Raw genomic sequence first — 23,195 nt, 5'->3', positions numbered from 1 at the left:
AGATGACGAACAACAAGTTTATCGTGGCGGGTTATGCATCCGATCACGTGCTTCCCGAAATTTCGCGGGACGATTTGCTGAAATTGACCCATCTGAACGTGGCCTTCGGCCACGTTCGGGAAGCCGAGATTACGACGGACCACTTGAAGAACACGGCGCATTTGACAGAGATGAAGCGCATCAATCCCGACCTGACGCTTCTCTTGTCCGTCGGCGGATGGAGCGCGGGCGGCTTCTCCGAAGCGGCGTCCACTCCGGAAGGAAGAAGCCGGATGGCGGAATCGGCGCTTCGCGTATTGGCCGATTATCCGTTCGACGGCATCGACCTGGACTGGGAATATCCTTGCTACGGGGAGGCGGGCATCGCCGCAAGCCCGGACGACAAGCGCAATTTCACGCTGCTGCTGCAAACGATGCGCGAAGCCTTGGACCGCAAGGGCGAGAGGGACGGACGCCGTTATTTGCTGACGATCGCCGCGGGCGCCGATCAGTATTACGTGGACGGCACGGAGATGGATCAGGCGCAGAAGCATCTCGATTTCGTGCAGCTCATGACGTACGACATGCGCGGCGGCTTTCAAATCCTGACGGGGCATCATACGAATTTGCATACGCCGACGGGCGATTTGTTCCGCATCAGCGTCGACGCGTCCGTCAGCCTATTTGTCCGCGCCGGCGTGCCGAAGGAGAAGATCGTGATCGGCGCGGCGTTCTATTCCCGGATGTGGCGCCAGGTTCCGGATCGCGGCAACGGACTGCATCAGATGGCCGGCGGCACGGGCGGCTACGGCCCGGATTTTACGGCTCTCGCGGCGGAATATATCGATAAGAACGGATATGCCCGCTATTGGGACGACGAAGCGAAGGCTCCGTATTTGTTCGACGGGGCTGCCTTCATCTCCTACGACGACGAGCAATCGCTGCGGCATAAATGCGAGTATGTGAAGAGCGGCGGGCTTGGCGGCATGATGTTCTGGGAGTACAGCTGCGACCGTACGGGGCGGCTGCTTGAGGCGATCCATCAGGGACTCGGGTCATCCGGGCAGCAGTAGGGCATTTTTCATCTGAATAAAAGAAAGAACCTCGGGTACCGCTTCTTGCGAGCGGCGCCCGAGGTTTTTGCGCTTTTGTTGTTGCCCTTAAGCGGCAACGTCTCGTTTCGTGAACAGAAGCCAGGCTACGAATTGGAATACGATGTAATAGGCGACAAGAATCATGATCGAGAACGACAGCGTCATTTCCGGTCTTAGCGGCGTCGCTCCCTCCATATATTGCGTCAGATCGATGTTGGAGAACAGCAAATATTTGACCCAGCTATAGCCGCTGAGAAGCGCCGACAGCGAACTGCCGACCAGCATGAACAGAAGCGAGAAGGCAATGGCCATCGAAGCGCTGCGGAACGCGGACGAAATCATGAAAGCCATCGTCACGTACATGAGCATCGATACGACGGAGAAGCCGTATTTCTCCAACGCATGCAACCAATAGGAGCTTTCTTCGATCACGCCGCCGTCGGTAATCGATATCATCGGCTGGCTTGTTCCGTCGAAGCCTTCGAGTATGCCGCCGGCCGCGTAAGCGGAAGCAAAGGTCAACAGGAGCAGCAGCAGCGCGAACCCGAGGGTAGCGACGTATTTGCTTATCATGATCTTCGTGCGCGAAGCCGGACCGATAAGCAGCAGCTTGATCGTGCCCCACGTGAATTCGGCCGCGATCATATCGGCGGCGATAATGACGGTCAGAAGCGTCGCCAGCATCGTTAAGGACGACGAAGTGCTCACGTAATTCCATAACGTCAATTCGTCAGGGTTTAAATCTTGTTCCAAATAGTATTCGTTGAGCTTGATCTCGCTCGCGATGCGCGTTTTATCTTCTTCGGAAAGCTCCTTGTTTTGCTCAAGTTCCTGCTGCAAGCCGCGGTTTTGTTCGATCAAGCCGTTTTGCCAGTCGCTCGTAACGCTTTGGCTTGCGTCCCACTTCATGATGCCGCTCATTAACGCGACCGATAAAACGAGGAAGGCGATCATAAGCCATGTACGCGGACGCCGGTAAATTTTCACATTTTCGTTTCGAATGAGATTGGACAGACTAGACAATCATCTCACCTCCGGTCATTTCGAGGAACTGTTCTTCAAGCGACTTCTGCGCCGCTTGTATGCCGAGCACGTCGATCTCCGAGCTGACGAGAAGTCTTGTAATGTCGGGGATGGCCGCTTTGTCGGCCGCAATTTCAAGCAGATGGCCGTTCAACGTAATGCGGCTTGCATCGAAGATGGCGGATAGCAGCTCCCGGGCGGCAAGTATATCACCGGCTTCGATCACGATCTTCGACTGAATCGAATTGCGAGCTTCCTGCAGCGAGCGGATATCGACGAGCTTGCCGGCTTGTATAATCGCGACCCGGTCGCACATCAGCTCCATTTCGGACAGCAGGTGGGAAGAGACGATGACGGAGATGCCTTCTTCTCTCGTCAGCTTGCGCAAATAATCGCGCAATTCCCGAATGCCCGCAGGGTCGAGCCCGTTCGTCGGCTCGTCGAGGATGAGCAGCGACGGACGATGCAGAATCGCTTGGGCAACGCCAAGCCGCTGCCTCATGCCGAGGGAGTAACGCTTAACCTTCTCGTGAATGCGGTTCTGAAGTCCGAGAAGCTTAACGACCTCGTTGATCCTCTCCTTCGTAACGCCTTTATGCCGGCGGGCGAAATGAACGAGATTTTGATAGCCGGTCAGAAATTTGTACAATTCCGGATTTTCGACGATCGCCCCCACATGCGTCATGGCGAGCTCGAAGTGCTCGCGGACGGATATGCCCTTTATAAGGGCTTCGCCCTTCGACATCGAGATTAAACCTACGATCATCCGGATCGTCGTCGTCTTCCCCGCGCCGTTCGGTCCGAGAAATCCGAATACTTCGCCTGCGGGTATATCGAAGCTAAGATCGTCGACGATCTTGCGTCCGCCGATCGATTTGGTCACGTTGCGAAGCTGTAAGACGGCTTCTGTCATGCGATAAAACCTCCCAGAATTGTTGTTCATATGAACTATACCGGAAGAGGCTTGGCCGCAAAACAGACCTTCGAACAGGATTTTCCCCGGCTCAGGTCGAGGATGATCGTTTTTGCAAATTGACGGCAGAGCGCAATGCAGCCGCGGTTCACGAGGACGAAGGCCTTCAATCCGGCAAGTTCCCGGACCGCGTCCCCGCTTCGTAGGATGGACGAACGTGGTCGTACATGAGATGCAGGATCATGCCGGTCGCCGCATGGTCCAGGTTATGGCAATGATCCATCCACATTCCCGGGTTGTTCGCCTTAAAAGCGACCTCATAGCTTTCGCCCGGGTGCACGTTAAGTGTATCGGCGAGCCATGGCGTCTCCACTTTCTTGCCGTTCTTCTTCAGTACCGTCATATGATGGCCGTGAAGATGCATAGGATGCTCGGCCAAGCTTTTGTTCACGAACGTCGTCTTGATCAGCTCTCCCTCCTTGACGACAAAGGTAGGCGTGTTCGGGTGCACTTCGCCGTTTACGGTCCACAGGAAATGAAATTTCCCGTTATAAAAACCCATCCTGTTGCCGAGGATCATTTCGAATTCGCGATCGAATGCCGCGGCGGAGGTCTCTTCGTTCTCCGCAGGCCGGCCGTAGCGGGACGGATCGAACTGGCCGGATGCCGCCTCGAAGCTCGGCGCTTCCGGACGCGCGCCCGAATAGAGCACGATCGCAAGGTCCTTCTTGCCGTTATTCGAATCGCCTGTTCGCAACATGACGGGATGATCCGGCATCGTGAAGACGACATCATGTCTCGCTCCCGATCCAAGCCGGAAGGCCGTGCCGTCCGGCAGCAGGCCCGGTTCCCGTATCCGCACGCCGTCAATGGCGGCGATTCGATAGTCGGCTCCCTGAAGGATATAGTTCTGCGATAGATTATGCGTATTGATAACCCTCAGCTTCACTTTCGTCCCCGGTTTCATCTGCTCATATTGCATGCCGTCCTCAGTCCCGAAAGCGTGCCTGTGTCCCTGATCCGTCTCCCAGCGGTGCTGGATGACCGTCAGTTCTTCATCATAAGACTTATCTTTATTCGCGGGCTCCACGATAAGCGATCCGAAAAGTCCCCTCGCCACTTGCTCCGAAGCTTGCTGATGCGAATGGAACCAATAGCTGCCTTCTTGCTCGGCCCGGAATTTATAGACAAACGACTGTCCGGGTTTGACGACGTCCTGCGTTATGCCCGGCACGCCATCCATCGCATTGGGCACATTATAACCATGCCAATGAATCGTAACCCCATTATCGATATCCTTATTCACCAGCTTCACTTCGACCATGTCCCCCTGCCGCACGCGGAGCTCCGGGGCGATTTCTCCGTTATACGCCCAGGCGCTGATCTTGGCGCCGGAAGCGAGGGTCAGCTGTTGCCGCCGAGCGACAAGTTCAAACTTGACATCCGCCGGCGCGGAAAGATTTCCGGTCAAGGCCGACACCTCTATGGTACTCGCGCCGCCGTCTCTTTGTACCGCATGATGAACGTGGGCATGGCCCCGGAGACCGGACATCAAGGTCGGACTTCCGCCCCCTTCGTCGACATGTTCATGGTTCATCATATCGGATGCTTCCGGCAGCCTGGATGCCAGGCTTCCTGTTATGACGTTAGCCACGATTATGGCGATCCCTATGAGGGACGTCAGCACGGCCGCAACGATAGCGTTCCACAGCCTGATTCCAAGCCCGGTGCGGCGTTTTTCCCCGCGCCGAACAAGGAGATGCCGTCTTCTTATAAGCAAGGCAGGCACGAGCAGCAGGAGAGCAAGGAGCAGAAGCCTGTTCATGATGTCGGATAGATCGGGCAGGACGGCCTGCGCAAAAATAGGGCTGAAGGCAGCCATGCCGGAAGCCAGCGCGGCGGAATAGTATGGCAAAGCCACGGCGGGATGGGCGGCTTGGACTATCGTTTCCTGCGATAATGGCTCTTCCGTGCCCGATTTTCGCAGGCTCCGCAGTCTCGGTACGGTAGCCGCTGCGACGCAGCCGGCCGAGACCAGTGTGAAAGGAACAACCGCTTTGACGGTGCCTTCCGCGAACAGCCAGCCGCTTCGGACCATCAAGATCGCGATCGTCGCATACCACAACGCGCACAATATGAGGGTGATATAGCTCATCGCGAGCAAAAAGGATGCTGCGCGTTTCAATCGCCGCGCGTTTTTGGCATAAGGCAGACCGGTCGCCGCCAAACCGGCCAATCCCCACAATAGGGCCATGGCCGCCGTTAAAATCAAACCAATGATCGTTTCCGCCATTTCTATCACTCCATACGCTTGATTTTTAATCGGCGTATCGTCGCCGCTAATTTCTTTAAAGCCATCCTAACAACCAAGTGTTGCGAACTTGTGGTGATGCTGTCGGGGAGTTGTGGCGATGTGCGAATTGCTATAAAGTGTAAATGAAGATGGATGAGCGGACGGGAGGACGGAAATGGGAATCAAAGTGCTGATCGTGGAAGACGAAATTAAAATTTTGTCGCTGATGGAATCGTTCCTTGCATCCGAAGGGTATAACGTCGTTACGGCGAAGGACGGAAAATCCGCGGTGCAGCTTTTTGCGAAGGAAAAACCGGATATCGTCATTTTGGATTGGATGCTGCCGCAGATGAACGGTCTGGATACGTGCCGCGAGCTGCGTAGGTTAGGAACGCCCGGGATCATTATGGTCACGGCCAAGTCCGAGGAAACCGACAAAATCGTCGGCCTCGAGATGGGCGCGGACGATTATTTGACGAAGCCCTTCAGCCTGCGGGAGCTCTCCGCGCGAGTTCGCTCCTTATTGAGGCGCATGAACAGAACCGGGAACGACGAGCCCGGCTCCGTGCTTCGAAGAGGCGCTCTGACCATCAATGAAGTCAGTATGCAGGTGTTCAAAGGGACGGAGGAGCTTCGCCTAACGCCGACCGAATTCAAGCTCCTGCATCTTTTGGCTTCGAAACCCGGCCGCGTGTATAGCAGAATGCAGCTGCTTCAGCACGCTTTCGTAGATGAATTCGTCGTCGACGAACGAACCGTGGATTCGCATATCAGCAAGCTTCGCAGGAAGATCGAGGCCGGCAGCCCTTCATCCGAATATATTCAAACCGTTTACGGGTTTGGTTACCGTTTTGGAGCGGAGCATGAAGATTAGAACCAAGCTTATTCTCTCGATGAGCGTTTTGATCGTATTTATTATGTTGTTTCTGCTTGCCGCCACGCATGTGCAATTTTATATTTCCCGCGACCTGTCCTATCTCGAGGATAAGGGGGTCTTTGAGGCGCTGCGCGAGGAGTTTGAGCATTATTACGCGGACAACGGCCATTCCTGGGCCGACGTGTCGGCCGCCAAGTTCGAGCACGCCGGCGCCTTCGCCGAAATCGCCCTCGTGATCGACGGAAAGCCCCTATACCGGCTAGGTTCATTGAGCGTGGACGAACTTCGGAATGACGGCTATTTGCTTGCGCTATACGAGGGCAAACAAAAGGTCGGCAGGCTGTATGTCATGAATGACAGGCAGTACAAAACCTATGAATTCAAAACGATGTGGTACCGCATTCTTCCGAATATCGCCGCGGCATCGCTGCTGTTCACCTGCATAGCCGCGCTGCTTACCATCGTTCTGCTATCCTGGAGATTGACAAGCCCTATAAGAAAAATCATCAAAGGGATCGAAGCCGTCAAACAGGGATACACTTCCGCTTCATTTCCGGTGCAAAGGAAGGACGAGTTCGGGGCGATCGCCAGAGCGATTCAGGAGATGAACCATTCGCTTGCCGGCGCGGAGCGGACCCGGAAGCAGTTTTTATCGGATGTCGCGCACGAGCTGAAAACGCCGCTCATGATCATCCAAGGGGAGATCGAGCTCGCCCAAGAGACGGAAGCGGGCATGACTCCGGCCAAGCAAGCTTCGATTCTGGATGAAGTGCTGCGCTTATCTCGCCTCGTTCACGAGGTGCTGGAATTATCCAAGCTGGAGGCGGGCATGACGGAGCTTCGTCCGCAAGTCGTGGAGCTCGCGGCGATGCTGGAGGAATTGGAGGATAAAACCCGGTTTTTGGCGGAAGAGAAGCAAATCCGGACATCCATGCGCATACCGGAAGACTCCATTCAAGTAATGGCGGAGAAAAATCGTATTCTTCAGGCGCTGTACAACATATGGGCGAATGCGATCCACTACACGGATCAAGGAGGAGCGGTCGAGCTTCGTTTGGACCGGGTATATCGATCCGATCAGAAGCGGGAGTATGCCCGAATTCGGATTGAAGACAACGGGATCGGCATTTCCGAGAAAGCCCTCCCGCATATTTTCAACCGCTTCTACAGAGCCGACCATTCGAGGACCCGTCCAAGCGGGGGGACCGGACTCGGACTCGCGATCGCGCAGCAGAACATCCTGGCCCATCGGGGCTGGATCGAGGTTCAGAGCGAGGCGGGCAAAGGGACCGTCTTCACGATCTTTTTGCCGGTCAACCTGGAATAACGCAAAAAATCGTGACCTTCCTCCGTGGAGAGTCACGATTTTGCTTGTTTGCATGCCTTCAAGACCCGCCGCCAGCGTCGTCGTCCGGCTCCCTCGCGCTCTTTCCTCCCGTCATCGCCTTGAACCTTCCGGTTACGCTGCCGAGCAGCATGTAGAGCGGCGAAGCTTCGAGCTCTGCCAGGCCAAGCAGCTCCATTCCGTTCAAGACGATCAGGAACGGCAGCAAACCGAGCGCGAAGATGCCGATCAGCAATCCGGCGGCAAGACTGCGCAGCATTTGACCTACGGTCACTTTCCTCATCTCCTATCCCCGAATTTCCTTCATAAGAGATGTATATGCCTCTTGCGGGCTAAAAATAAAACCTGTGCATTTCTTTAGGCACGCCGTTGCGCATCAGCAGCTGCTCCAGCGTCTCGCTGCGCGCCGGCGAATCGCCCGCCGTCAGCAGTCTGACGGCGAATTTGCTCGCTTGCCGCTCAAACTTCCCCGCGTCAAAAAAAGACTGCTCGTCCAGCCAAAACCGGTTGATGCCGGGGTGAAGCCGGTCGTGTCCGAGCTCATGCGCGCAGACGAAGCGCCGCCAATCCTCGTCCAGCCGTTCATGGATGACGATAAACCGTCTGCGCAGCTTCTTGAAATAGAGGCCGCGCGTTCCTTCGCCCAGATCCGCGTACCGGATATGGATGCCTAGTCCTTCGGCGATGACGAACGGATCGTTGGTTTTGTATTTTCGGATGAGCCGCATAATGAGTTTATCCATGGCGGCACCTACCCTTCGGCATCGCCGCCGCCTTGAACGAGGCTGCCGGAGCCGCCTTTTTTCTTGCGTTTATTCATCTGCTTGGCCTCCCAGAACAGGCCGGTCAGCACGTCCATGACGCGTCTGCGGTCGTCTTGGCTAAGCGGAACGCCGTCGAACATGATTTCCCCGTCCTCCTCCAGCAGCTTTTTGAAATCCCGCTTGTCCTTATACGTGGCCCACTCGGGGATTGCGCTTCCGGCGCCGCCGCGCCCAAGCAAATAATCGGTCGTCGAATGCAGGATGTCGGCGATCTTCTGCAAATCCCCGCTCGAGGGGACGACCCGGTCGTTCTCGATATGGCCGAAATTGGAGCGGCCCATTGCCAGCCGCGAGGCGATATCCTGCTGGGTGAGCCCCCGTTCGATCCGTAACTGCTTGATTCGTGCTCCTAGTGACATGACTTGCGACCTCCGTTTGGAATGGAAATGATGAAGCTTTAGTCTCTTGACGGTATTTATAATACCTAATAAAATGAAGTCAATCAATAAATGAGAACACATGTTCTTGAAAACCGCATAAGAAGTATTTTTAATACTTTAAAATAATTATAATTCGTTCAATCAGTATTTTCAATACTTCTTATGTCAGGAAGCCTCACGGTTTTAAGAGTATTTAAAATACCTAAAAATGCACAAAAAAAGAAGAAGAGGGGATGATGAACATGTATGAAAATTTCGCCGCTATTTACGACACGCTGTCCGGCTGGGCCGCCGCGATCTACGGAGAGGGCAGGTTACCTCCGCTTTTGTTGCTTGCCGCCGCGACGGGGCTCGATTGGATTACGGGCATCGCGGCCGCTTGGAAGGATCGCGCGCACGCGGCCGAATACGGGCGGATGGGCATCCTCCGGACGGCCTTCGTCCTGCTGCTGCCCATGTTCGCTTCGCTGCTGGACGGCGTGCTAGGCATGCCCGGGCTGTTCTTCTACGCGGTGACGATCGGACTTATTTACCGGACCTGGCAATCGATCACGGCCAATGCTTACCGCGCCGGCTGGGAGCGGTTGATTCCGAAATCGGTGCTGCAGATGATCGAAGGCGAGCTGCGCTCGGGCGCCGTCTTTCCTAAGGCTGCCGGAGAGGACGGGCAGGACGAATCGGGCGAGAACCGCAAGCAGGCGAAGTAACGGCGGCCGCTCGGCAAGGCAGGCCTTGGGCAAATGCTCATTTCCTGCGGAAGCCCATGCACTTTCGACTATCAATCATAGGATATCGTGTACCTTAACTAAAGGGGGATGAACTAATGAGCTATGGCGTAGGCGGAGTAGGAGCCGGTCATTGCGGCCCTGGAGTTGGCGGCTTAGGCACCGGCTGCTCGAGTATCGGCGTAATTCTTGTCCTATTCATTTTACTTGTCATCATCTCGCGCGCTTGGTCGTTCTAATCAAACCGGAATCCAATCACCGACCGTTGCAGGATACGATGCGAAACATGGGCGAGGAGCGCATGTTTCCGAACAGCCCATACGTTAGAGGTCGCAAGGAATAGGATCCTGTACCTTAACACGAAGGAGATGAACAAATGAGCTATGGAGTAGGAGGCGTCGGCGCCGGTGGCTGCGGACCAAATTACCCGGTTGCGGGCGTTGGAAGCTGCGGAACTGGAGTTGGCGGTGCATTTACAAGCGTTGGTGTCATTCTGGTTCTTTTCATTCTGCTCGTCATCATTGCCCGCTCGATCTGCTGGTAATCGTTCAACACGGCTTACTTGCCAATCGGTGCAAACGCGTTTCCACTAAACTTAAATAGCGCCAATAACCCCCTAAGCCATTTAGGGGGTTTGCCGTATTTGCCGTATTTGCCGTATTTGCCGTTTGTCCGCGGCTCGGCCGCCGGCGAAAGGATGAAAGAACGTAACCGTTACGATATAATGGAAGGATAAGCTCTATCAAATCAACCGTTTGGGAGACGATCCGATGAACGAGAATAGGCAAGCGACCCCCGTCTTTTTGTTGTCGGGATTTCTGGGAAGCGGCAAGACGACACTGCTTCGGAGGCTGCTGGATTACTGCAAGGCCGCAGGTTTGCAGCCGGCCGTCATCATGAACGAGCTGGGCGACGCGAATTTGGACGGACAGCTGCTGGGCGGCGAGGTGCCGATGGCGGAAATGCTGAGCGGCTGCATCTGCTGTACGATTCGCGGCGACTTGGGGCTGGAGATCGGCCGGCTGATCGACGAACACCGGCCGGATATCGTATTCATCGAATCGACGGGAGCGGCGAATCCGATGGAGACGCTGGACGGCGTAACGGATGCGGCCATGTATAAGGCGATCGAGCTGCGCGGCGTCATTACGGTCGTCGACGGCCCCGAGCTGCTGGAACGCGGCCGTAGGGGCAAGGGACGCACCTACAAGCTGATGCGGGAGCAAATCCGTTGCGCGACGCTGCTGCTGCTCAACAAAGCGGACAAGCTGGAGCCGGAGCAGCTCGTCGAAGCGCAGCAGCAGCTGCGGGAGCTGAACGCCCATGCGCCTGTCACGGCGACGGTCCGCTGCGCTATCGACGATTGGAGCTGGCTGGACGGGCATGCGATGCCGGGGCGGCCGACGCGTAATCGGCCTTCGGGGCATGATGAGGCGGGCGGCCATTCCCATGCGCACGACCACGTTATGGTCGTCACGCACTACTGGCGGCGGCCGATCAGCAGCACGGCGTTCGAAGCCCTGCTGGCAAGGCTGCCGGATGAGATATACCGGGCGAAGGGGATTGTGACGTTCTCGGATACGCCCAGCCGTTTTTTGTTTCAATATGCGTACAAGGAGTCCGATTTCATCCGGATCGAGCCGCAGGGTCAGGTGAACGACGTCGCGGTATTTATCGGGGAGCACTTCGATAAAGACGAGCTGATGCGCGAGCTGGAGCGGCTGGAGGATACGGGAGAGCAAGCTTGAGGAACGCGAAAGAGGCGCTGCGGACGCTGTCGAAAATTGCCGTCGGATGTCTATTCGCTTAAGGTGATGGGTAAAATAATCCAGATGGGGCGGATTCCCGCCTCTTCATCACGAATGCGATAGGAAGGTGTGGCGGCAAATGATAAGAAAGTGGATCATCCCGGTCTTGGCGATCGCGCTGATGGCATCGGCCGCGCCCGCGGCAGCGGCGCAGTCCGCGGCATGGCATCCGCAATCGGGCGAAGCGGGCGACAATATGCATCACAAAGGCAAAATGACCCGCAAGGACTTCGAAGCGTACCGTCTCGAGAAGCTGAAGGAGATCGCAACCTACTTCGGAATCAGCACGGAAGGCAAAACCGCCGAGCAGCTGAAGAAGGAAGTCGAGGCCGCGAAGGCGGCCAACAAGGACAAATGGGAAGCCTTCAAGGCTCAGCATCAAGCGAAGCGCCTGGAGCGCCTGCGCAAAATCGCCGACGATCACGGCATCAAGACCGAGGGCAAGACGGCGGATCAGCTGCGCCGGGAGCTTTTTGAACTGCACGGGGGCAAAGAAAAGCGCAAGCATCGCACCGACAAGGAAGATGCGGACAACAAGCAGCAAACGAACAAGAAAAACGAAGTGTAAGCCGAACATAGGAAGGCCGTTTTCCGAGGCAGCACATGCCGGTAAGCGGCCTTTTTCTATTTTTTCAAAATATAAAAATTTGTAAGTTTTCGCACTTATAAAATCGCATTTATTTCATCGTGAAACGAGCTTATGCCGCCAAAGGGCGGCACAGAACCGAGCTGAGCAAGATGCAGCTAGCGGTTCGTGCGTAGCGTCAGCCGTTTACGCTTGTGGAATAACTTACCGGTTGGATGCGGATGTAATGGGAACGACGGACCCTTGCTTTATCCATTCAACGGAGAGATTGTAGGTTTTTGTCGAATTATATAGTCAAATCGGCCTATTATTGTCATTGTGCTTGAATGTGAGTGTCAAGTATACTAGATTCATATCGTATTTTGGCAAATTACGTCGTTTTTCGCTTCGCCAAGACAAGGGGCTGACCGATCAATGAGAAGGATGAGGCTAAGCATCGCCCAAAAATTAATATTTTCGCTGAGCCTGCTTGTCATTCTTTCGTTTGGCGCGTTGGTAACCGCTCATCTTATGAAGCTTTACGATACAAACCTGCGAGAAAGCGAGCTGCTCGCCCGGCAGCAATCGATGGAGTACATCTACCGTTTTTCCAAATCGATGGACCGGACGGCCGCGATGATCGATTCGCTCGAAGCGGCGCTTCGTCAAATGCATAGCGACAACAGGGGAGACCGCGAACTCGTCGCGGACATGCTGCGGCAATCGCTGCGGGAGCATCCGGAGCTGCTCGGCGTCTATACGCTCTGGGAGCCGGACGCCTTCGACGGCAACGATGCCGCGAACCGGAACAAAACGGCCTACGACGACGGGACGGGGCGCTTCATTCCTTACGCGGTGCACGAAGACGGAGAAATCCGCATGTATCCGCTGACGGATTACGAGGACAAGGAGCTCGGTAGCTACTATCAGGTTCCGAAGCGGACCAAACGGTTCTCGTTGATCGAGCCGTACGCGTATCGAATCGTCGACCGGTCCGTCCTGATGACCTCGCTGGTGAAGCCGATTCTGGACGGGCAGGGCCGCTTCCTGGGCATCGTCGGCGCGGATATTTCGCTGGCCAGCGTGCAGGAGGACATCGAGGCGGTTCGGCCGCTGGGCGGATATGCTAACATCATTACGGCCGGAAACAAGTATTTGGCGTGCGGCGGCAATGCGGAGCTTATTATGCAGCCTTATCGAATGTGGTCGGACGAGCGCGCGCTCGAAGCGTTGAAAGGGGCGGAGCCGCGCCATGCCTATACGCCGGGCGACGATGGCGAAGGGAACGTGCTCCGGATGTTTCACCCGATCGCGATCAAGGATTCGCTGTGGCATATCGAGACGGTCATTCCGAAGAATAACATGCTGTCGGATTATTATAAAAGCTTGAAGGAATCGATCGTCATTGCCGTCTTGGCGCTGGTTTTTTTGACGGTCATGATGACGCTTCTCGTTCAGCGGATCATTCTGGTCAACATCCAGAAGGTCGTGCGGGCGACTTCGGAGGATCTTGACGGCGGCGAACGCGGCAGGCTGATCATCGAAACGAACGACGAATTCGAGTCGATGGCGAAGCATTTCAACGATATGATGGATCAGCGCAAAAAAGCGGAAAGCCTGATCGAATACCAGTCGACGCACGACCTGCTGACGGGCTTGCCTAACCGTTACGCGTACCACCGCCTGTTCGAGGCGAAGGCCATGGAGGAGACGGCGCAGGAAGACGGGCACATGGCGCTGCTCTTCATCGATCTCGACCGGTTCAAGCTGATCAACGATACGCTCGATTACGCGCTAGGGGACCAGCTGCTTCAGGAGGTGGCGATGAGGATCGCGAACGCGGTCGGCGGCAAAGGCAAGGTGTTCCGCTTCGGCGGCGACGAGTTTATCGCGCTGATGGGGCGCATCCCCCATCTCCATCAAGCGCAGCTCGTCTCCGAGGATGTCCTCGAGACGATCGCCGAGCCGATTTATTTGCGGGAGCGGATCTTCTATATGACGGCAAGCATCGGCATGAGCGTGCACCGCGAGCTTACGCCGAACACGGGCGATCAGCTGGTGAAGGAAGCCGATATCGCGATGTACGTGGCCAAGAAGGAGAGGAACACGTGCAAGCTGTACTCCCCTTCGATGAACGACGTGCCGAAGAAGGAGCTGATGCTCGAGAACAGCATGTTCAAAGCGCTGGAGGAAGAGCAGTTCACCTTGTTCTACCAACCGAAAATCGACGTCGCCACGGGCCGCATCTACGGCGCAGAGGCGCTCATTAGGTGGAGGCATCCGGACTTCGGCATGGTATCGCCGCTTGAGTTCATCCCGCTGGCGGAGAAGACGGGCTTTATCATTCCGCTCGGCGAGTGGGTGCTGCGGAAGGCGTGCATGCAAATAAGCGAATGGGAACGGATGGGGCTGCCGCTGCTGTCGGTGAGCGTCAATATGTCGATGATTCAGTTCCAGCAGAAGCAAATCGTACATACGATCGAGCGGGCGATCGCGGCCGCGGGCATACGGCCGGAGCAGATCGAGCTGGAAATTACCGAGTCGATCTTCATGGACAATCCGGAGCATACGCTCAAAATATTGCACGAGCTTCAACAGCTCGGCGTCAAGCTGTCGCTGGACGACTTCGGCACGGGCTATTCGTCGCTCAGCTACCTGCAAAACATTCCGCTGCATACGCTCAAGCTCGACAAATCGTTTATAAGCGACATCGTCAGCGATTTCAAGAAGCAGATGATCTATAAGTCGGTCATCGTCATCGCGCATCATTTGAACCTGAAGGTCGTGACCGAAGGGGTCGAGACGGAGGACGAAATGAGCATCATCCGCGAGCATAACTGCGACGCGGTGCAGGGCTATATTTACAGCCCGCCCGTACCCGCGGCCAAATTCGCCCAAATCTATACGGAGCACCGGGCAACGGGCTCTTGAACGGCCCTGCGCCTTCCCCTTGAGGGGGAGGCGTTTTTTTTATTGTTACTTGTGTGCGACGCTGACGTTGTTGCGATAATCGCGGGCCGCCGCCCCTGCCGCTTTCAACGACCCTCAAGCCGGCTGTCCGCATGTTTGCCTGTACTTTATCCAGCGAAATGAGTTGATTACAATTCAGGGCGGATCTTTGAATGGAAAACGTACAGCCAAAACGCTTCCTGAGGGTCTAAATAGCGGTTATTGTTCGCTTTTGCCTGTATAGTCTCCAATCAAAACGCAGGTCTGGGTGCGGAACTGGCCGTTTGATTGGATGAAATCCATTCAAAGCTATTCCGAATGCCATTCTAAAGGCGGGCGAGCGCTTGAGATCTTGACGGCTGTCTGTTAGAATGAGTTTGTTCAGTAAATTTATTAACTAAAAATACGGGGGAGTGAAATGGCATGGCTACGATCAAAGATATTGCGCAACAGGCCGGCGTTTCAGCTGCCACCGTATCCCGGGTGCTTAACAATGACGCGACGCTAGCGGTTAGCGAGGAAACGAGGGCACGCATTTTCAGCATTGCCGAGCAGCTGCGGTATAAACCGTCGAGATTGAAAAGAATGAAGAAGGAAGAGAAGCTGTCCCGCCAGCAGATCGGCCTGCTCATGTGGTCGACGCTGGAGGACGAGCACAGCGATCCCTACTTCTCGGCCATCCGCAGAGGCATCGAATTCCGCTGCGAGGAGCTTGGGATCGGCATCGTGAAGGTGCTTCGCGGCAACGGCCGCGCGGATATCCAGCCGCTGCACGAGCTGGACGGCTTGATCGTCGTCGGTTCGATCGACGAGCATGACGTAAGTCAGGTGTACCCGCATGCCGGCAGGCTCGTATTCGTCAATCATTCGCGCGAGCTGAATGACTTCGACACGGTGCAGCTTCACTTCGAGCAGGCGACGAGAGCGGTGGTCGGCCACCTGCTTGGGCTCGGACATACGAGGCTCGGCTACGTGGGCGGAAGCGACCATGTGCACCGGCTTAGCCGACAGGATGCGGATATCGCCGGGGTCGAGCCGCGCCGCGCTTTTTTCGAGAAGGCGCTGAGGGAGGCCGGCCGCTACGACGAACGGTTCGTCATGGAGGCGGATTGGTCGTCGAACGGCGGCTACGAGTCGATGAACGGACTGCTCTCAAGAGAGCCGCGTCCGACCGCCTGCTTTATCGGCAGCGACCCGATGGCGGTAGGCGCCTTGCGATCGCTGCACGAGCACGGCGTGAAGGTGCCGGAAGACATGGCGATCGTCGGCTTCGACGACATTGAAATATCCGCCTTCCTCAATCCGCCGCTGACGACCGTGCGCGTCCATACGGAGCATATGGGCAGGGCTGCCGTGCAGCTTCTGCTGGAGCGGATCGAAGGGCGGGAAGCGGCCGTCCACATGACGCTGAATACGACCCTGATCGTGAGGGAGAGCTGCGGCAGCGGGTTTAAGCAGCAACGTTGACATTCATTTACGCAAATCAAGGAGGAATTTATTTTGGCTATTCGGTATGATCAACAGCGTTCCGTCTTCCATCTGCAGGCTCGCGATACGAGCTATGTGTTTCATGTAACGAAGCAAGGCTATCTCCCCCATTTGTACTGGGGACGGAAGGTTCGCGGCACGCAGCTCGACCGTCTGCTCGAGCTGAAGGAGCGGGCCTCGTTCTCCCCGAGCACGGAGCTCGACCAGCTCGCGCTGTCGCTCGATACGCTTCCGCAGGAATATCCGGGATACGGCAATTCGGACTTCCGGATGCCCGCTTACCAGGTCATGCTTCCGAACGGAACGACCGTTACCGATCTGCGCTACGCATCGCACGAGATCGTAAGCGGCAAGCCGGCGCTGGAAGGACTGCCCGCGACCTATGCCGAGAGCGGCAAGGAAGCGCAGACGCTGGAAGTGACGCTGAAGGACGAGCCGACCGGGCTTGCCGTTATTCTCTCGTATACCGTGTTCGAGTCGTTCGACGCCATTGCGCGCTCGGCCCGAATCGTGAACAACGGCAAGGATACGCTGCAGTTGCAGCGTGCTTTCAGTCTGAGCCTGGACTTCGCGCATGACCGCTTCGAAATGCTCCAGCTGTCCGGAGCATGGACGCGCGAGCGTTACGCGCATAAGCGCAAGCTCGAGCCCGGCTTGCAGTCGGTCGAGAGCCGCAGGGGCTCGAGCAGCCATATGCAAAATCCCTTCGTGGCGCTTCTGTCGGAAGGCGCGACGGAGGATCACGGCGACGTGTACGGCGTAAATCTCGTATACAGCGGCAACTTCACGGCCGGCGTCGAGGTCGACCAATTTCATACGGCTCGGCTGTTCATCGGAATTAATCCGTTCGACTTCAGCTGGAGGCTGGAGCCGGGCGAGCGGTTCCAGACGCCGGAAGCGGTCATGGTACATTCCTCCGAGGGCCTTGGCGGCATGTCCCGCAGCTTCCACGACTTATACCGTTCGCGCCTCATTCGCGGCACGTTCCGCGACAAGACGCGCCCGATTCTCGTGAACAATTGGGAAGCGACGTATTTCAACTTCAATGCGGACAAAATCGAATCGATCGCGCGCACCGGCCAAGAGCTCGGCATCGAGCTGTTCGTGCTCGACGACGGCTGGTTCGGCAAGCGGGACAACGACACGACCTCGCTCGGCGACTGGTTCGTGGACCGCAGCAAGCTGCCGAGCGGGCTGGAGGATCTGGTCGGCCGGGTGAAACGCCTCGACATGCAGTTCGGGCTCTGGTTCGAGCCGGAGATGATCTCGCCGGAGAGCGAGCTGTACCGCGCGCATCCGGACTGGTGCCTGCACGTGGAAGGGCGCAGACGGACGCAGGCGAGGCATCAGCTCATTCTCGACCTGTCGCGCAAGGACGTGCAGGATTATATCGTAAAGGCGGTTTCGGACATTTTGTCCAGCGCGCCGATTACGTACGTGAAGTGGGATATGAACCGGAACATGACCGAAATCGGCTCGGCGCTGCTGCCAGCGGAGCGCCAGCGGGAGACCGCTCACCGCTACATGCTCGGCTTGTACGACGTGCTTGAGCGCATTACGTCCGCGTTCCCGCATATTTTGTTCGAGAGCTGCTCCGGCGGCGGCGGCCGCTTCGACGCGGGCATGCTGTATTACATGCCGCAGACGTGGACGAGCGACAATACGGATGCCGTATCGCGCCTCAAGATCCAATACGGCACGAGCATCGTCTATCCGGTAAGCGCCATGGGCGCGCACGTGTCGGCCGTGCCGAATCACCAGGTCGGCCGGATCACCTCGCTCGAGACGAGAGGCAACGTGGCGCTGTCCGGCAACTTTGGCTACGAGCTCGACCTGACCCGCTTTACCGACGAGGAGAAGGAGACTGTTAAAGAACAGGTCGCGCTCTACAAAGAAGTGCGCCATCTCGTGCAGTTCGGCGATTTCTACCGCCTGCTCAGCCCGTTCGAGGGCAACGAGACGGCATGGATGTTCGTCTCCAAGGATCAAAGCGAGGCGTTCGTCGTCTACGTCTCCGTCCTGCAGGAGCCGAATCCGAAGCTTGGCCGCCTGCGCCTGAAGGGGCTCGATCCGAACCGCGACTACAAGCTTGACGGCCAGGACGCCGCATACGGCGGCGACGAGCTGATGTACGCCGGCCTTGCGGCTCCGCAATTCCACGGCGACTTCGCCAGCCGGGTATATCGTTTCCGCGCGGTCGAATAGCGTCAAGAAAAAAAACGGAAGCTCGAAGGGATTCCTTCGGGCTTCCGTTTTCGTCTTTTTCGTTCGTTCTGCTTAGCTGAACGACATCGAAGCTGCCGCGGCAAAAACGATAATCGCGATGATGGCGTATAATCCGAGTATGATGGCCGCCCATAGCAGGGAAGCTTTAAAATAGTTTTGTTTGGACGGATTGCCGTCGCCGAACGCCCATACGAACATCATGATGATGTTCACGATCGGAATGATCATGATCAGCATCGTGAGCATCCATTCTTTGACGGTAATGACCGGAGCGACCGGCTGATTCGGATTGTAACCGTACCCGTCGTGTTGCGGATAAGCCGGAGGCTGTTGGTAGTTTTCCATTCGTTTCTCTCCTTCGATCGGTTGATGCAACCTTATGTTCAAAATTCATTATATAGAGTTTTCATTGGATTACAACCCTTATTTGTAAAAATTAACCTCAAAAAACGCGAAATTGGATAGGTTTGTCCTAAATATTTATAAAAATTATAAAGTTAATTGTCGAATTCAGATTGTATTATCGATTTTGAACGTTATAGGTGCCGTTCCATTCCATTTTTGCCCGCAAAGAAACGATATGACGTTCGGTCGGCTTTCATTCCTCATTTTATTCTTGACAGCGGGGTAGAGATGAATTACGCTTAGTTCAAAAGATCATGATGTTATAATGTTATGTGGTTAAACGATCGTTCGATTTGTACGTTATGCGCGTACCGAAGGGAGGAGGAAGACGTCTATCGGATCATAACCGCTGCGATGGGAAGAGACGTCCGGCATGTCGACGCTTAATCGGAAATTGGACCGCTACATCGTGCTCATCCTGCCCTTGTTCATGCTTGCAGGCTGCTTGCTTCATCGGCCTCTGCATGACGCGTCGTGGCTGGTGCAGTACTTGTTCATGCTGCTGACCCTGCTGTCATCGATGGGGCTGAGGAAGGAGGATTTACTCGGAATCTTCCGACATCCCAGGCCGGCGCTCGCCGTACTGCTCATCGCGCATATCGGTTTTCCGCTTCTTTGCTACTTCGTCCTGCAGCTGGTCGAGCTGGATGCAAGCTTGCGGCAAGGCGTCCTTCTCGCCATGATGATGCCGATCGGGATTACTTCGATCGCGTGGGTCGCCTTAACCGGCGGCCACGTCGGCGCGGCCGTCTCGATGGTGTCCCTGAGCACCCTGCTGTCGCCGCTTCTCGTGCCGGGGGCGCTGACGCTCGCATGGGGATCGCAAATCGGCGTGACGGAGCAGGCAAGCCTGGTGGCCGGCTTGGTGAAATTAGTGCTTCTCCCCTGCGCGGCGGGCATTGTTCTGGGCCATTTCGTCCCCCGGACGGGCGGCTTCAAGCTGGCCGCGTCGCTCGCGTCGAAGGCATCGCTCTATTTGATCGTCATGCTGAATGCGGCGGCCGTGATGGGAATTATCGGCCAAATCGGCGATCAGCTTATGAAGACGGCCATCTTGATCGGCGCCGTTATTCTTGCCGGCTATGTCCTCAATTGGACGATCCTTTTTTGCCTTGGAATAACGAGCGGCATGGAGGTGGCGTACACGTATTCGGGAGGCGTCCGTAATTACACGGCGGGACTTGTGCTGGCCCAGCTCTATTTTCCTCCCGCGGTGGCGGTGCCCGTCATGATCGCGATACTGCTGCAGCATCCGTCGGCTTTGCTGGCTCATGCGTTTTTTTCGAACCGTTTCAAGGAGCCGCGGCTGTAAAACTTACAAATATGCGTAGAAAGGCAGCGAAGACAGAGTGGGAAATCATCGTAACCGTTTTTTGGAGGAGTTATACGAAAGTCCGATGGTCATTATTTACCGCGGCGTTCAAGCGGAGGATTGCCTTCAGATGACCAAAGCGCTCGCGGAGGCCGGCATCCGCCATTTCGAAGTGACGATGAATTCGCCGGGCGCGATCGATGCGATCAGGCTGCTAGCGGAGCTGGCGGGCGACGGCGTGCGGATAGGGGCCGGCACGGTATTGACGGCGGAGCAGGTGCGCGAGGTGTCGGAAGCGGGCGGCCAATTCATCATTTCGCCCAATACGAACGAAGAGGTCATCCGGACGACGAAGCGGCTCGGCCTGCATTCGATACCCGGGGCCTTCACGCCAACGGAAATCATCCATGCGCGGGAGTGCGGCGCCGATATCGTCAAAGTTTTTCCGGTGAACGTGGTCGGTCCGGAATACATCAAGCAGCTGCGAGGCCCTCTGCAGGACATTCCGCTGATGGCCACCGGCGGCGTTCGGCTTGATATGGTGGAGGAGCTGTTCCTCTCCGGGGTGAACGCGATCGGACTCGGCGTACATCTGCTGGGCGACGAATTTGTGGCAAGCAAAGACTGGCGGGGGCTGCGACGGCAAGCCGAGAAGTTTCTGGCGGCGGCCGGCGCCCGGGGGAGGCGGATATCTTGACGGGGTTTGCGGAGACGCAGCATAGTTTGAAGCCCGCGCCGGGCAGCTTCGCGCTGGCGTGGACCGGGCAAGCGGGGTTTTCGTTCAAGGACGCGACGGGTGCGGTCTATCATATCGACCCGTACCTCTCCGATATTTGCTCCCGGTTCGTCGGGTATCACCGGGCTATTCCGGCTCCGGTGACGGCCGAACGGATACGGGGCGACTATTTTCTGTTTACGCACGAGCATCGCGATCATCTGGACGACGATTCGATGCCCGCTATCGCCGCGAACAATTCGGACGCGATGTTCATCGGGCCGCCGGCCTGCATCGACCGGCTGCGGGGGCTTGGCATCGCGAGCGGGCGTCTTGTCCCGATCGGACGGAACGAGTCGCGGACGATCGGCGGCATCGCGATTCGGGCGGTGCTGGCGGTCCATACCGACGACAGCGTCGGTTACTTGCTGACGATCGGCGAGTGCAACGTGTACGTGACAGGGGACACAGTCTACTCGGACGAACTGATCGAGGTCGCCAAGGAGCGCCCCGAGCTGATGATGAGCTGCATGAACGGCAGGCTGGGCTGCATGAATATCGCGGACGCCGTCCGGCTGACTTCGCATATCCAGCCGAAATTCGCCATTCCGATGCACTTCGGCATGTTTGTCGAGAATACGGCCGATCCGGGCGAGTACATGCGGCAGGTCGAGCTTCATAGCGGCGTGACGAAGGGCTTCTTAATGAAGCATGGCGTCTGGTACGCGTATAGTTCCGCAGAAGGCTTGCACGAATCGGGCGGCGGGGAGAAAGAACCGAACGAATAGGGGCGCCCGGCCCGATCTATGCTAGAATCAGGAGGGATGAAGCAATGGCAATCAGCCACTATCCGCTCTATATTAACGGAGAATGGATTACGACGGACGAAAGCCTGGACGTATGCGACAAATACAAAGGGACGGTGATGGCGACCGTATCGACGGCGGATGAGCCAACCGTGTCGCGAGCGGTCGAATCGGCGAAAGAGGCATTCGAAACGGTCAAACTATCGCCCTACGACCGCTTTGCGATCTTGAAGAGAACGAGCGAGCTGCTGCTCCAAAACAAGCGGGAGCTCGCCGAGCTGATGACCGGGGAGACGGGCAAGCCGATCGGCGAGGCCGCCGTGGAGATCGAAAGGACAGCGTTTACATTCGAAGTGTCCGCGGAGGAGGCCAAGCGGATTCACGGCGAGACGATTCCGGTTGAGAGCGCCCCCGGCGCGGAGAACCGGATGGCGTTCACGATCCGCGTGCCGGTCGGCGTCGTCTGCGCGATCACGCCGTTTAACGTGCCGCTGAACCTGGTCGCCCACAAGGTGGCGCCCGCCATAGCCGCGGGCAACGCCGTCGTGCTGAAGCCGACGAGCGCAACGCCGCTCGTGGCGCTGGAGCTTGCGCGGCTCATGGAGCGGGCGGGCTTGCCGAAAGGGTATTTGAACGTCATCGTCGGCCCGGGCGGCACGATCGGACAGTGGCTGGCTCGGGATGAGCGGATATCGCTGTACACGTTCACCGGAAGTCCCGAGATCGGCTTGCAGCTGAAGCAAAATACCGGCCTGCGCAAGGTGCTGCTGGAGCTGGGCAGCAACTCGGCCGTCATCGTCCACGAGGACGCCGATTTGGAGCTTGCCCTGCCGCTATGCGTCGCCAAAAGCTTCGCGAACGCGGGACAGGTGTGCATCTCGGTTCAGCGGATTTACGTTCATGACAGCGTCAAGGACCGCTTCGTGAGCCGGTTTGTCGAGCAGGCCCGCGCTTTGAAGACCGGAAGCCCGTATGACGCTTCCACGCAGGTCGGACCGATGATCGGCGAGAAGGAAGCGGCCAGGGCGGAAGCCTGGGTGAGGGAAGCGGCCGAGGCGGGCGCTGCAATCGAATGCGGCGGCAAGCGCGAAGGCGCGCTGATGGAGCCGACCGTCCTGACGGGCGTTACGGACGAAATGAAGGTTGTCTGCGAAGAAATATTCGCGCCGGTCGTTACGATTACCGGCTATTCGGATTTGGACGCGTGCATCCGCACCGTCAACAAATCCCGGTTCGGCCTGCAGGCGGGCATATTCACGCGAAGCCTGGACGTCGCCTTCCGGGCGGCGAAGGAGCTTCATGTCGGAGGCGTCATGATTAACGACGCGTCGCAGTTCAGGGCGGACCATATGCCTTACGGCGGCGTGAAGCAGAGCGGCTGGGGCAAGGAAGGTCCGAAATACGCGATAGCGGAAATGACCGAAGAACGCATCGTCGTTTTCAATCTATAGAGGCCGGGGGGATAAGC

The 23,195-nt window shown here is 56.8% G+C and carries 20 protein-coding genes; 13 read left to right on the top strand and 7 right to left on the bottom strand.

All coding sequences use genetic code 11. The features are described 5' to 3' along the window. The first annotated feature begins 2 nt into the window (after nucleotides 1–2). Nucleotides 3–1,052, top strand: a complete 1,050-nt coding sequence (locus IDH41_RS20435) for a glycoside hydrolase family 18 protein (protein WP_190864316.1) — start codon at nucleotides 3–5, stop codon at nucleotides 1,050–1,052. 87 nt (nucleotides 1,053–1,139) lie between these two features. Here the strand turns inward: IDH41_RS20435 and IDH41_RS20430 are convergent, their stop codons facing one another. The 3 genes from IDH41_RS20430 to IDH41_RS20420 form a co-directional block, all read right to left on the bottom strand. Then, nucleotides 1,140–2,096, bottom strand: a complete 957-nt coding sequence (locus tag IDH41_RS20430; RefSeq protein ID WP_190864314.1) for an ABC transporter permease — start codon at nucleotides 2,094–2,096, stop codon at nucleotides 1,140–1,142. Beyond that, entirely contained in the window at nucleotides 2,089–3,009 is a 921-nt protein-coding gene (locus IDH41_RS20425; RefSeq protein ID WP_190864313.1) for an ABC transporter ATP-binding protein, read from the bottom strand. Before IDH41_RS20425 ends, IDH41_RS20430 begins: the two co-directional genes overlap by 8 nt. A gap of 166 nt (nucleotides 3,010–3,175) precedes the next feature. After that, entirely contained in the window at nucleotides 3,176–5,302 is a 2,127-nt protein-coding gene (locus IDH41_RS20420; protein ID WP_190864311.1) for a multicopper oxidase family protein, read from the bottom strand. Between the two features lie 175 nt (nucleotides 5,303–5,477). On the opposite strand from IDH41_RS20420, the gene IDH41_RS20415 reads away from it, so the two are divergent. Both IDH41_RS20415 and IDH41_RS20410 read left to right on the top strand, forming a co-directional pair. Beyond that, the gene (locus tag IDH41_RS20415) at nucleotides 5,478–6,176 is read left to right on the top strand and encodes a response regulator transcription factor (protein ID WP_190864309.1); all 699 of its coding nucleotides are present in this window, start codon (nucleotides 5,478–5,480) and stop codon (nucleotides 6,174–6,176) included. Continuing rightward, nucleotides 6,166–7,506 (top strand): sensor histidine kinase, encoded by a 1,341-nt coding sequence (locus IDH41_RS20410; RefSeq protein WP_190864307.1) that lies wholly within the window; start codon nucleotides 6,166–6,168, stop codon nucleotides 7,504–7,506. Before IDH41_RS20415 ends, IDH41_RS20410 begins: the two co-directional genes overlap by 11 nt. 58 nt (nucleotides 7,507–7,564) lie before the next feature. Here IDH41_RS20410 and IDH41_RS20405 read toward each other — a convergent pair whose 3' ends face one another. The 3 genes from IDH41_RS20405 to IDH41_RS20395 are packed head-to-tail and all read right to left on the bottom strand — an operon-like array spanning nucleotide 7,565 to nucleotide 8,707. Then, the gene (locus IDH41_RS20405; protein ID WP_190864305.1) at nucleotides 7,565–7,798 is read right to left on the bottom strand and encodes a hypothetical protein; all 234 of its coding nucleotides are present in this window, start codon (nucleotides 7,796–7,798) and stop codon (nucleotides 7,565–7,567) included. A gap of 58 nt (nucleotides 7,799–7,856) precedes the next feature. Continuing rightward, a complete protein-coding gene (locus IDH41_RS20400; RefSeq protein WP_190864303.1) occupies nucleotides 7,857–8,267 on the bottom strand; it encodes an ImmA/IrrE family metallo-endopeptidase in 411 nt (136 codons plus the stop codon). A gap of 8 nt (nucleotides 8,268–8,275) precedes the next feature. Further along, entirely contained in the window at nucleotides 8,276–8,707 is a 432-nt protein-coding gene (locus tag IDH41_RS20395; protein ID WP_190864301.1) for a helix-turn-helix domain-containing protein, read from the bottom strand. Nucleotides 8,708–8,970: 263 nt separating this feature from the next. On the opposite strand from IDH41_RS20395, the gene IDH41_RS20390 reads away from it, so the two are divergent. The 6 genes from IDH41_RS20390 (at nucleotide 8,971) to IDH41_RS20365 (ending at nucleotide 18,468) form a co-directional block, all read left to right on the top strand. Next, nucleotides 8,971–9,435 carry a phage holin family protein gene (locus IDH41_RS20390; RefSeq protein WP_190864299.1) on the top strand — a complete coding sequence of 155 codons (465 nt, stop codon included), beginning with the start codon at nucleotides 8,971–8,973 and terminating at the stop codon, nucleotides 9,433–9,435. A 788-nt stretch (nucleotides 9,436–10,223) separates the two neighbouring features. Next, complete coding sequence (locus IDH41_RS20385; RefSeq protein ID WP_190864297.1) at nucleotides 10,224–11,201, top strand: CobW family GTP-binding protein; 978 nt, start codon at nucleotides 10,224–10,226, stop codon at nucleotides 11,199–11,201. Between the two features lie 139 nt (nucleotides 11,202–11,340). Then, nucleotides 11,341–11,829, top strand: coding sequence for a hypothetical protein (locus IDH41_RS20380; protein ID WP_190864295.1), 489 nt, complete (start codon nucleotides 11,341–11,343; stop codon nucleotides 11,827–11,829). Nucleotides 11,830–12,261: 432 nt separating this feature from the next. Further along, a complete protein-coding gene (locus tag IDH41_RS20375) occupies nucleotides 12,262–14,757 on the top strand; it encodes a bifunctional diguanylate cyclase/phosphodiesterase (RefSeq protein WP_190864293.1) in 2,496 nt (831 codons plus the stop codon). Between the two features lie 441 nt (nucleotides 14,758–15,198). Continuing rightward, nucleotides 15,199–16,242, top strand: a complete 1,044-nt coding sequence (locus IDH41_RS20370) for a LacI family DNA-binding transcriptional regulator (RefSeq protein ID WP_190864291.1) — start codon at nucleotides 15,199–15,201, stop codon at nucleotides 16,240–16,242. A gap of 33 nt (nucleotides 16,243–16,275) precedes the next feature. Beyond that, the gene (locus IDH41_RS20365; RefSeq protein ID WP_190864289.1) at nucleotides 16,276–18,468 is read left to right on the top strand and encodes an alpha-galactosidase; all 2,193 of its coding nucleotides are present in this window, start codon (nucleotides 16,276–16,278) and stop codon (nucleotides 18,466–18,468) included. Nucleotides 18,469–18,540: 72 nt separating this feature from the next. On the opposite strand, the gene IDH41_RS20360 is transcribed toward IDH41_RS20365, so the two are convergent. Then, nucleotides 18,541–18,834 carry a hypothetical protein gene (locus tag IDH41_RS20360; RefSeq protein WP_223829891.1) on the bottom strand — a complete coding sequence of 98 codons (294 nt, stop codon included), beginning with the start codon at nucleotides 18,832–18,834 and terminating at the stop codon, nucleotides 18,541–18,543. 433 nt (nucleotides 18,835–19,267) lie between these two features. On the opposite strand from IDH41_RS20360, the gene IDH41_RS20355 reads away from it, so the two are divergent. From IDH41_RS20355 to IDH41_RS20340, 4 genes are read left to right on the top strand one after another with little or no spacing between them, the layout of a single operon-like run. Then, nucleotides 19,268–20,206 (top strand): bile acid:sodium symporter family protein, encoded by a 939-nt coding sequence (locus IDH41_RS20355; RefSeq protein ID WP_190864286.1) that lies wholly within the window; start codon nucleotides 19,268–19,270, stop codon nucleotides 20,204–20,206. A gap of 37 nt (nucleotides 20,207–20,243) precedes the next feature. Then, a complete protein-coding gene (locus IDH41_RS20350) occupies nucleotides 20,244–20,903 on the top strand; it encodes a bifunctional 4-hydroxy-2-oxoglutarate aldolase/2-dehydro-3-deoxy-phosphogluconate aldolase (RefSeq protein ID WP_190864284.1) in 660 nt (219 codons plus the stop codon). Then, nucleotides 20,900–21,709, top strand: coding sequence for an MBL fold metallo-hydrolase (locus tag IDH41_RS20345; protein ID WP_190864282.1), 810 nt, complete (start codon nucleotides 20,900–20,902; stop codon nucleotides 21,707–21,709). Before IDH41_RS20350 ends, IDH41_RS20345 begins: the two co-directional genes overlap by 4 nt. A 44-nt stretch (nucleotides 21,710–21,753) precedes the next feature. Beyond that, nucleotides 21,754–23,178, top strand: coding sequence for an aldehyde dehydrogenase family protein (locus tag IDH41_RS20340; protein ID WP_190864280.1), 1,425 nt, complete (start codon nucleotides 21,754–21,756; stop codon nucleotides 23,176–23,178). The last annotated feature ends 17 nt before the right edge of the window (nucleotides 23,179–23,195 follow it).

This window comes from Paenibacillus arenilitoris (genome assembly GCF_014705655.1).
GTDB classification, from domain to species: domain Bacteria; phylum Bacillota; class Bacilli; order Paenibacillales; family Paenibacillaceae; genus Pristimantibacillus; species Pristimantibacillus arenilitoris.
Note: the sequence above shows the minus strand (reverse complement) of the source record. Positions and strands in the feature narration are given on the sequence as shown.

Coding starts and splice junctions, on each gene's coding strand:
- IDH41_RS20435 (WP_190864316.1), top strand. CDS start 3: ATGACGAACAACAAGTTTATCGTGGCGGGTTATGCATCCGATCACGTG.
- IDH41_RS20425 (WP_190864313.1), bottom strand. CDS start 3,009: ATGACAGAAGCCGTCTTACAGCTTCGCAACGTGACCAAATCGATCGGC.
- IDH41_RS20420 (WP_190864311.1), bottom strand. CDS start 5,302: ATGGCGGAAACGATCATTGGTTTGATTTTAACGGCGGCCATGGCCCTA.
- IDH41_RS20415 (WP_190864309.1), top strand. CDS start 5,478: ATGGGAATCAAAGTGCTGATCGTGGAAGACGAAATTAAAATTTTGTCG.
- IDH41_RS20410 (WP_190864307.1), top strand. CDS start 6,166: ATGAAGATTAGAACCAAGCTTATTCTCTCGATGAGCGTTTTGATCGTA.
- IDH41_RS20400 (WP_190864303.1), bottom strand. CDS start 8,267: ATGGATAAACTCATTATGCGGCTCATCCGAAAATACAAAACCAACGAT.
- IDH41_RS20395 (WP_190864301.1), bottom strand. CDS start 8,707: ATGTCACTAGGAGCACGAATCAAGCAGTTACGGATCGAACGGGGGCTC.
- IDH41_RS20390 (WP_190864299.1), top strand. CDS start 8,971: ATGTATGAAAATTTCGCCGCTATTTACGACACGCTGTCCGGCTGGGCC.
- IDH41_RS20385 (WP_190864297.1), top strand. CDS start 10,224: ATGAACGAGAATAGGCAAGCGACCCCCGTCTTTTTGTTGTCGGGATTT.
- IDH41_RS20380 (WP_190864295.1), top strand. CDS start 11,341: ATGATAAGAAAGTGGATCATCCCGGTCTTGGCGATCGCGCTGATGGCA.
- IDH41_RS20375 (WP_190864293.1), top strand. CDS start 12,262: ATGAGAAGGATGAGGCTAAGCATCGCCCAAAAATTAATATTTTCGCTG.
- IDH41_RS20370 (WP_190864291.1), top strand. CDS start 15,199: ATGGCTACGATCAAAGATATTGCGCAACAGGCCGGCGTTTCAGCTGCC.
- IDH41_RS20360 (WP_223829891.1), bottom strand. CDS start 18,834: ATGGAAAACTACCAACAGCCTCCGGCTTATCCGCAACACGACGGGTAC.
- IDH41_RS20355 (WP_190864286.1), top strand. CDS start 19,268: ATGTCGACGCTTAATCGGAAATTGGACCGCTACATCGTGCTCATCCTG.
- IDH41_RS20340 (WP_190864280.1), top strand. CDS start 21,754: ATGGCAATCAGCCACTATCCGCTCTATATTAACGGAGAATGGATTACG.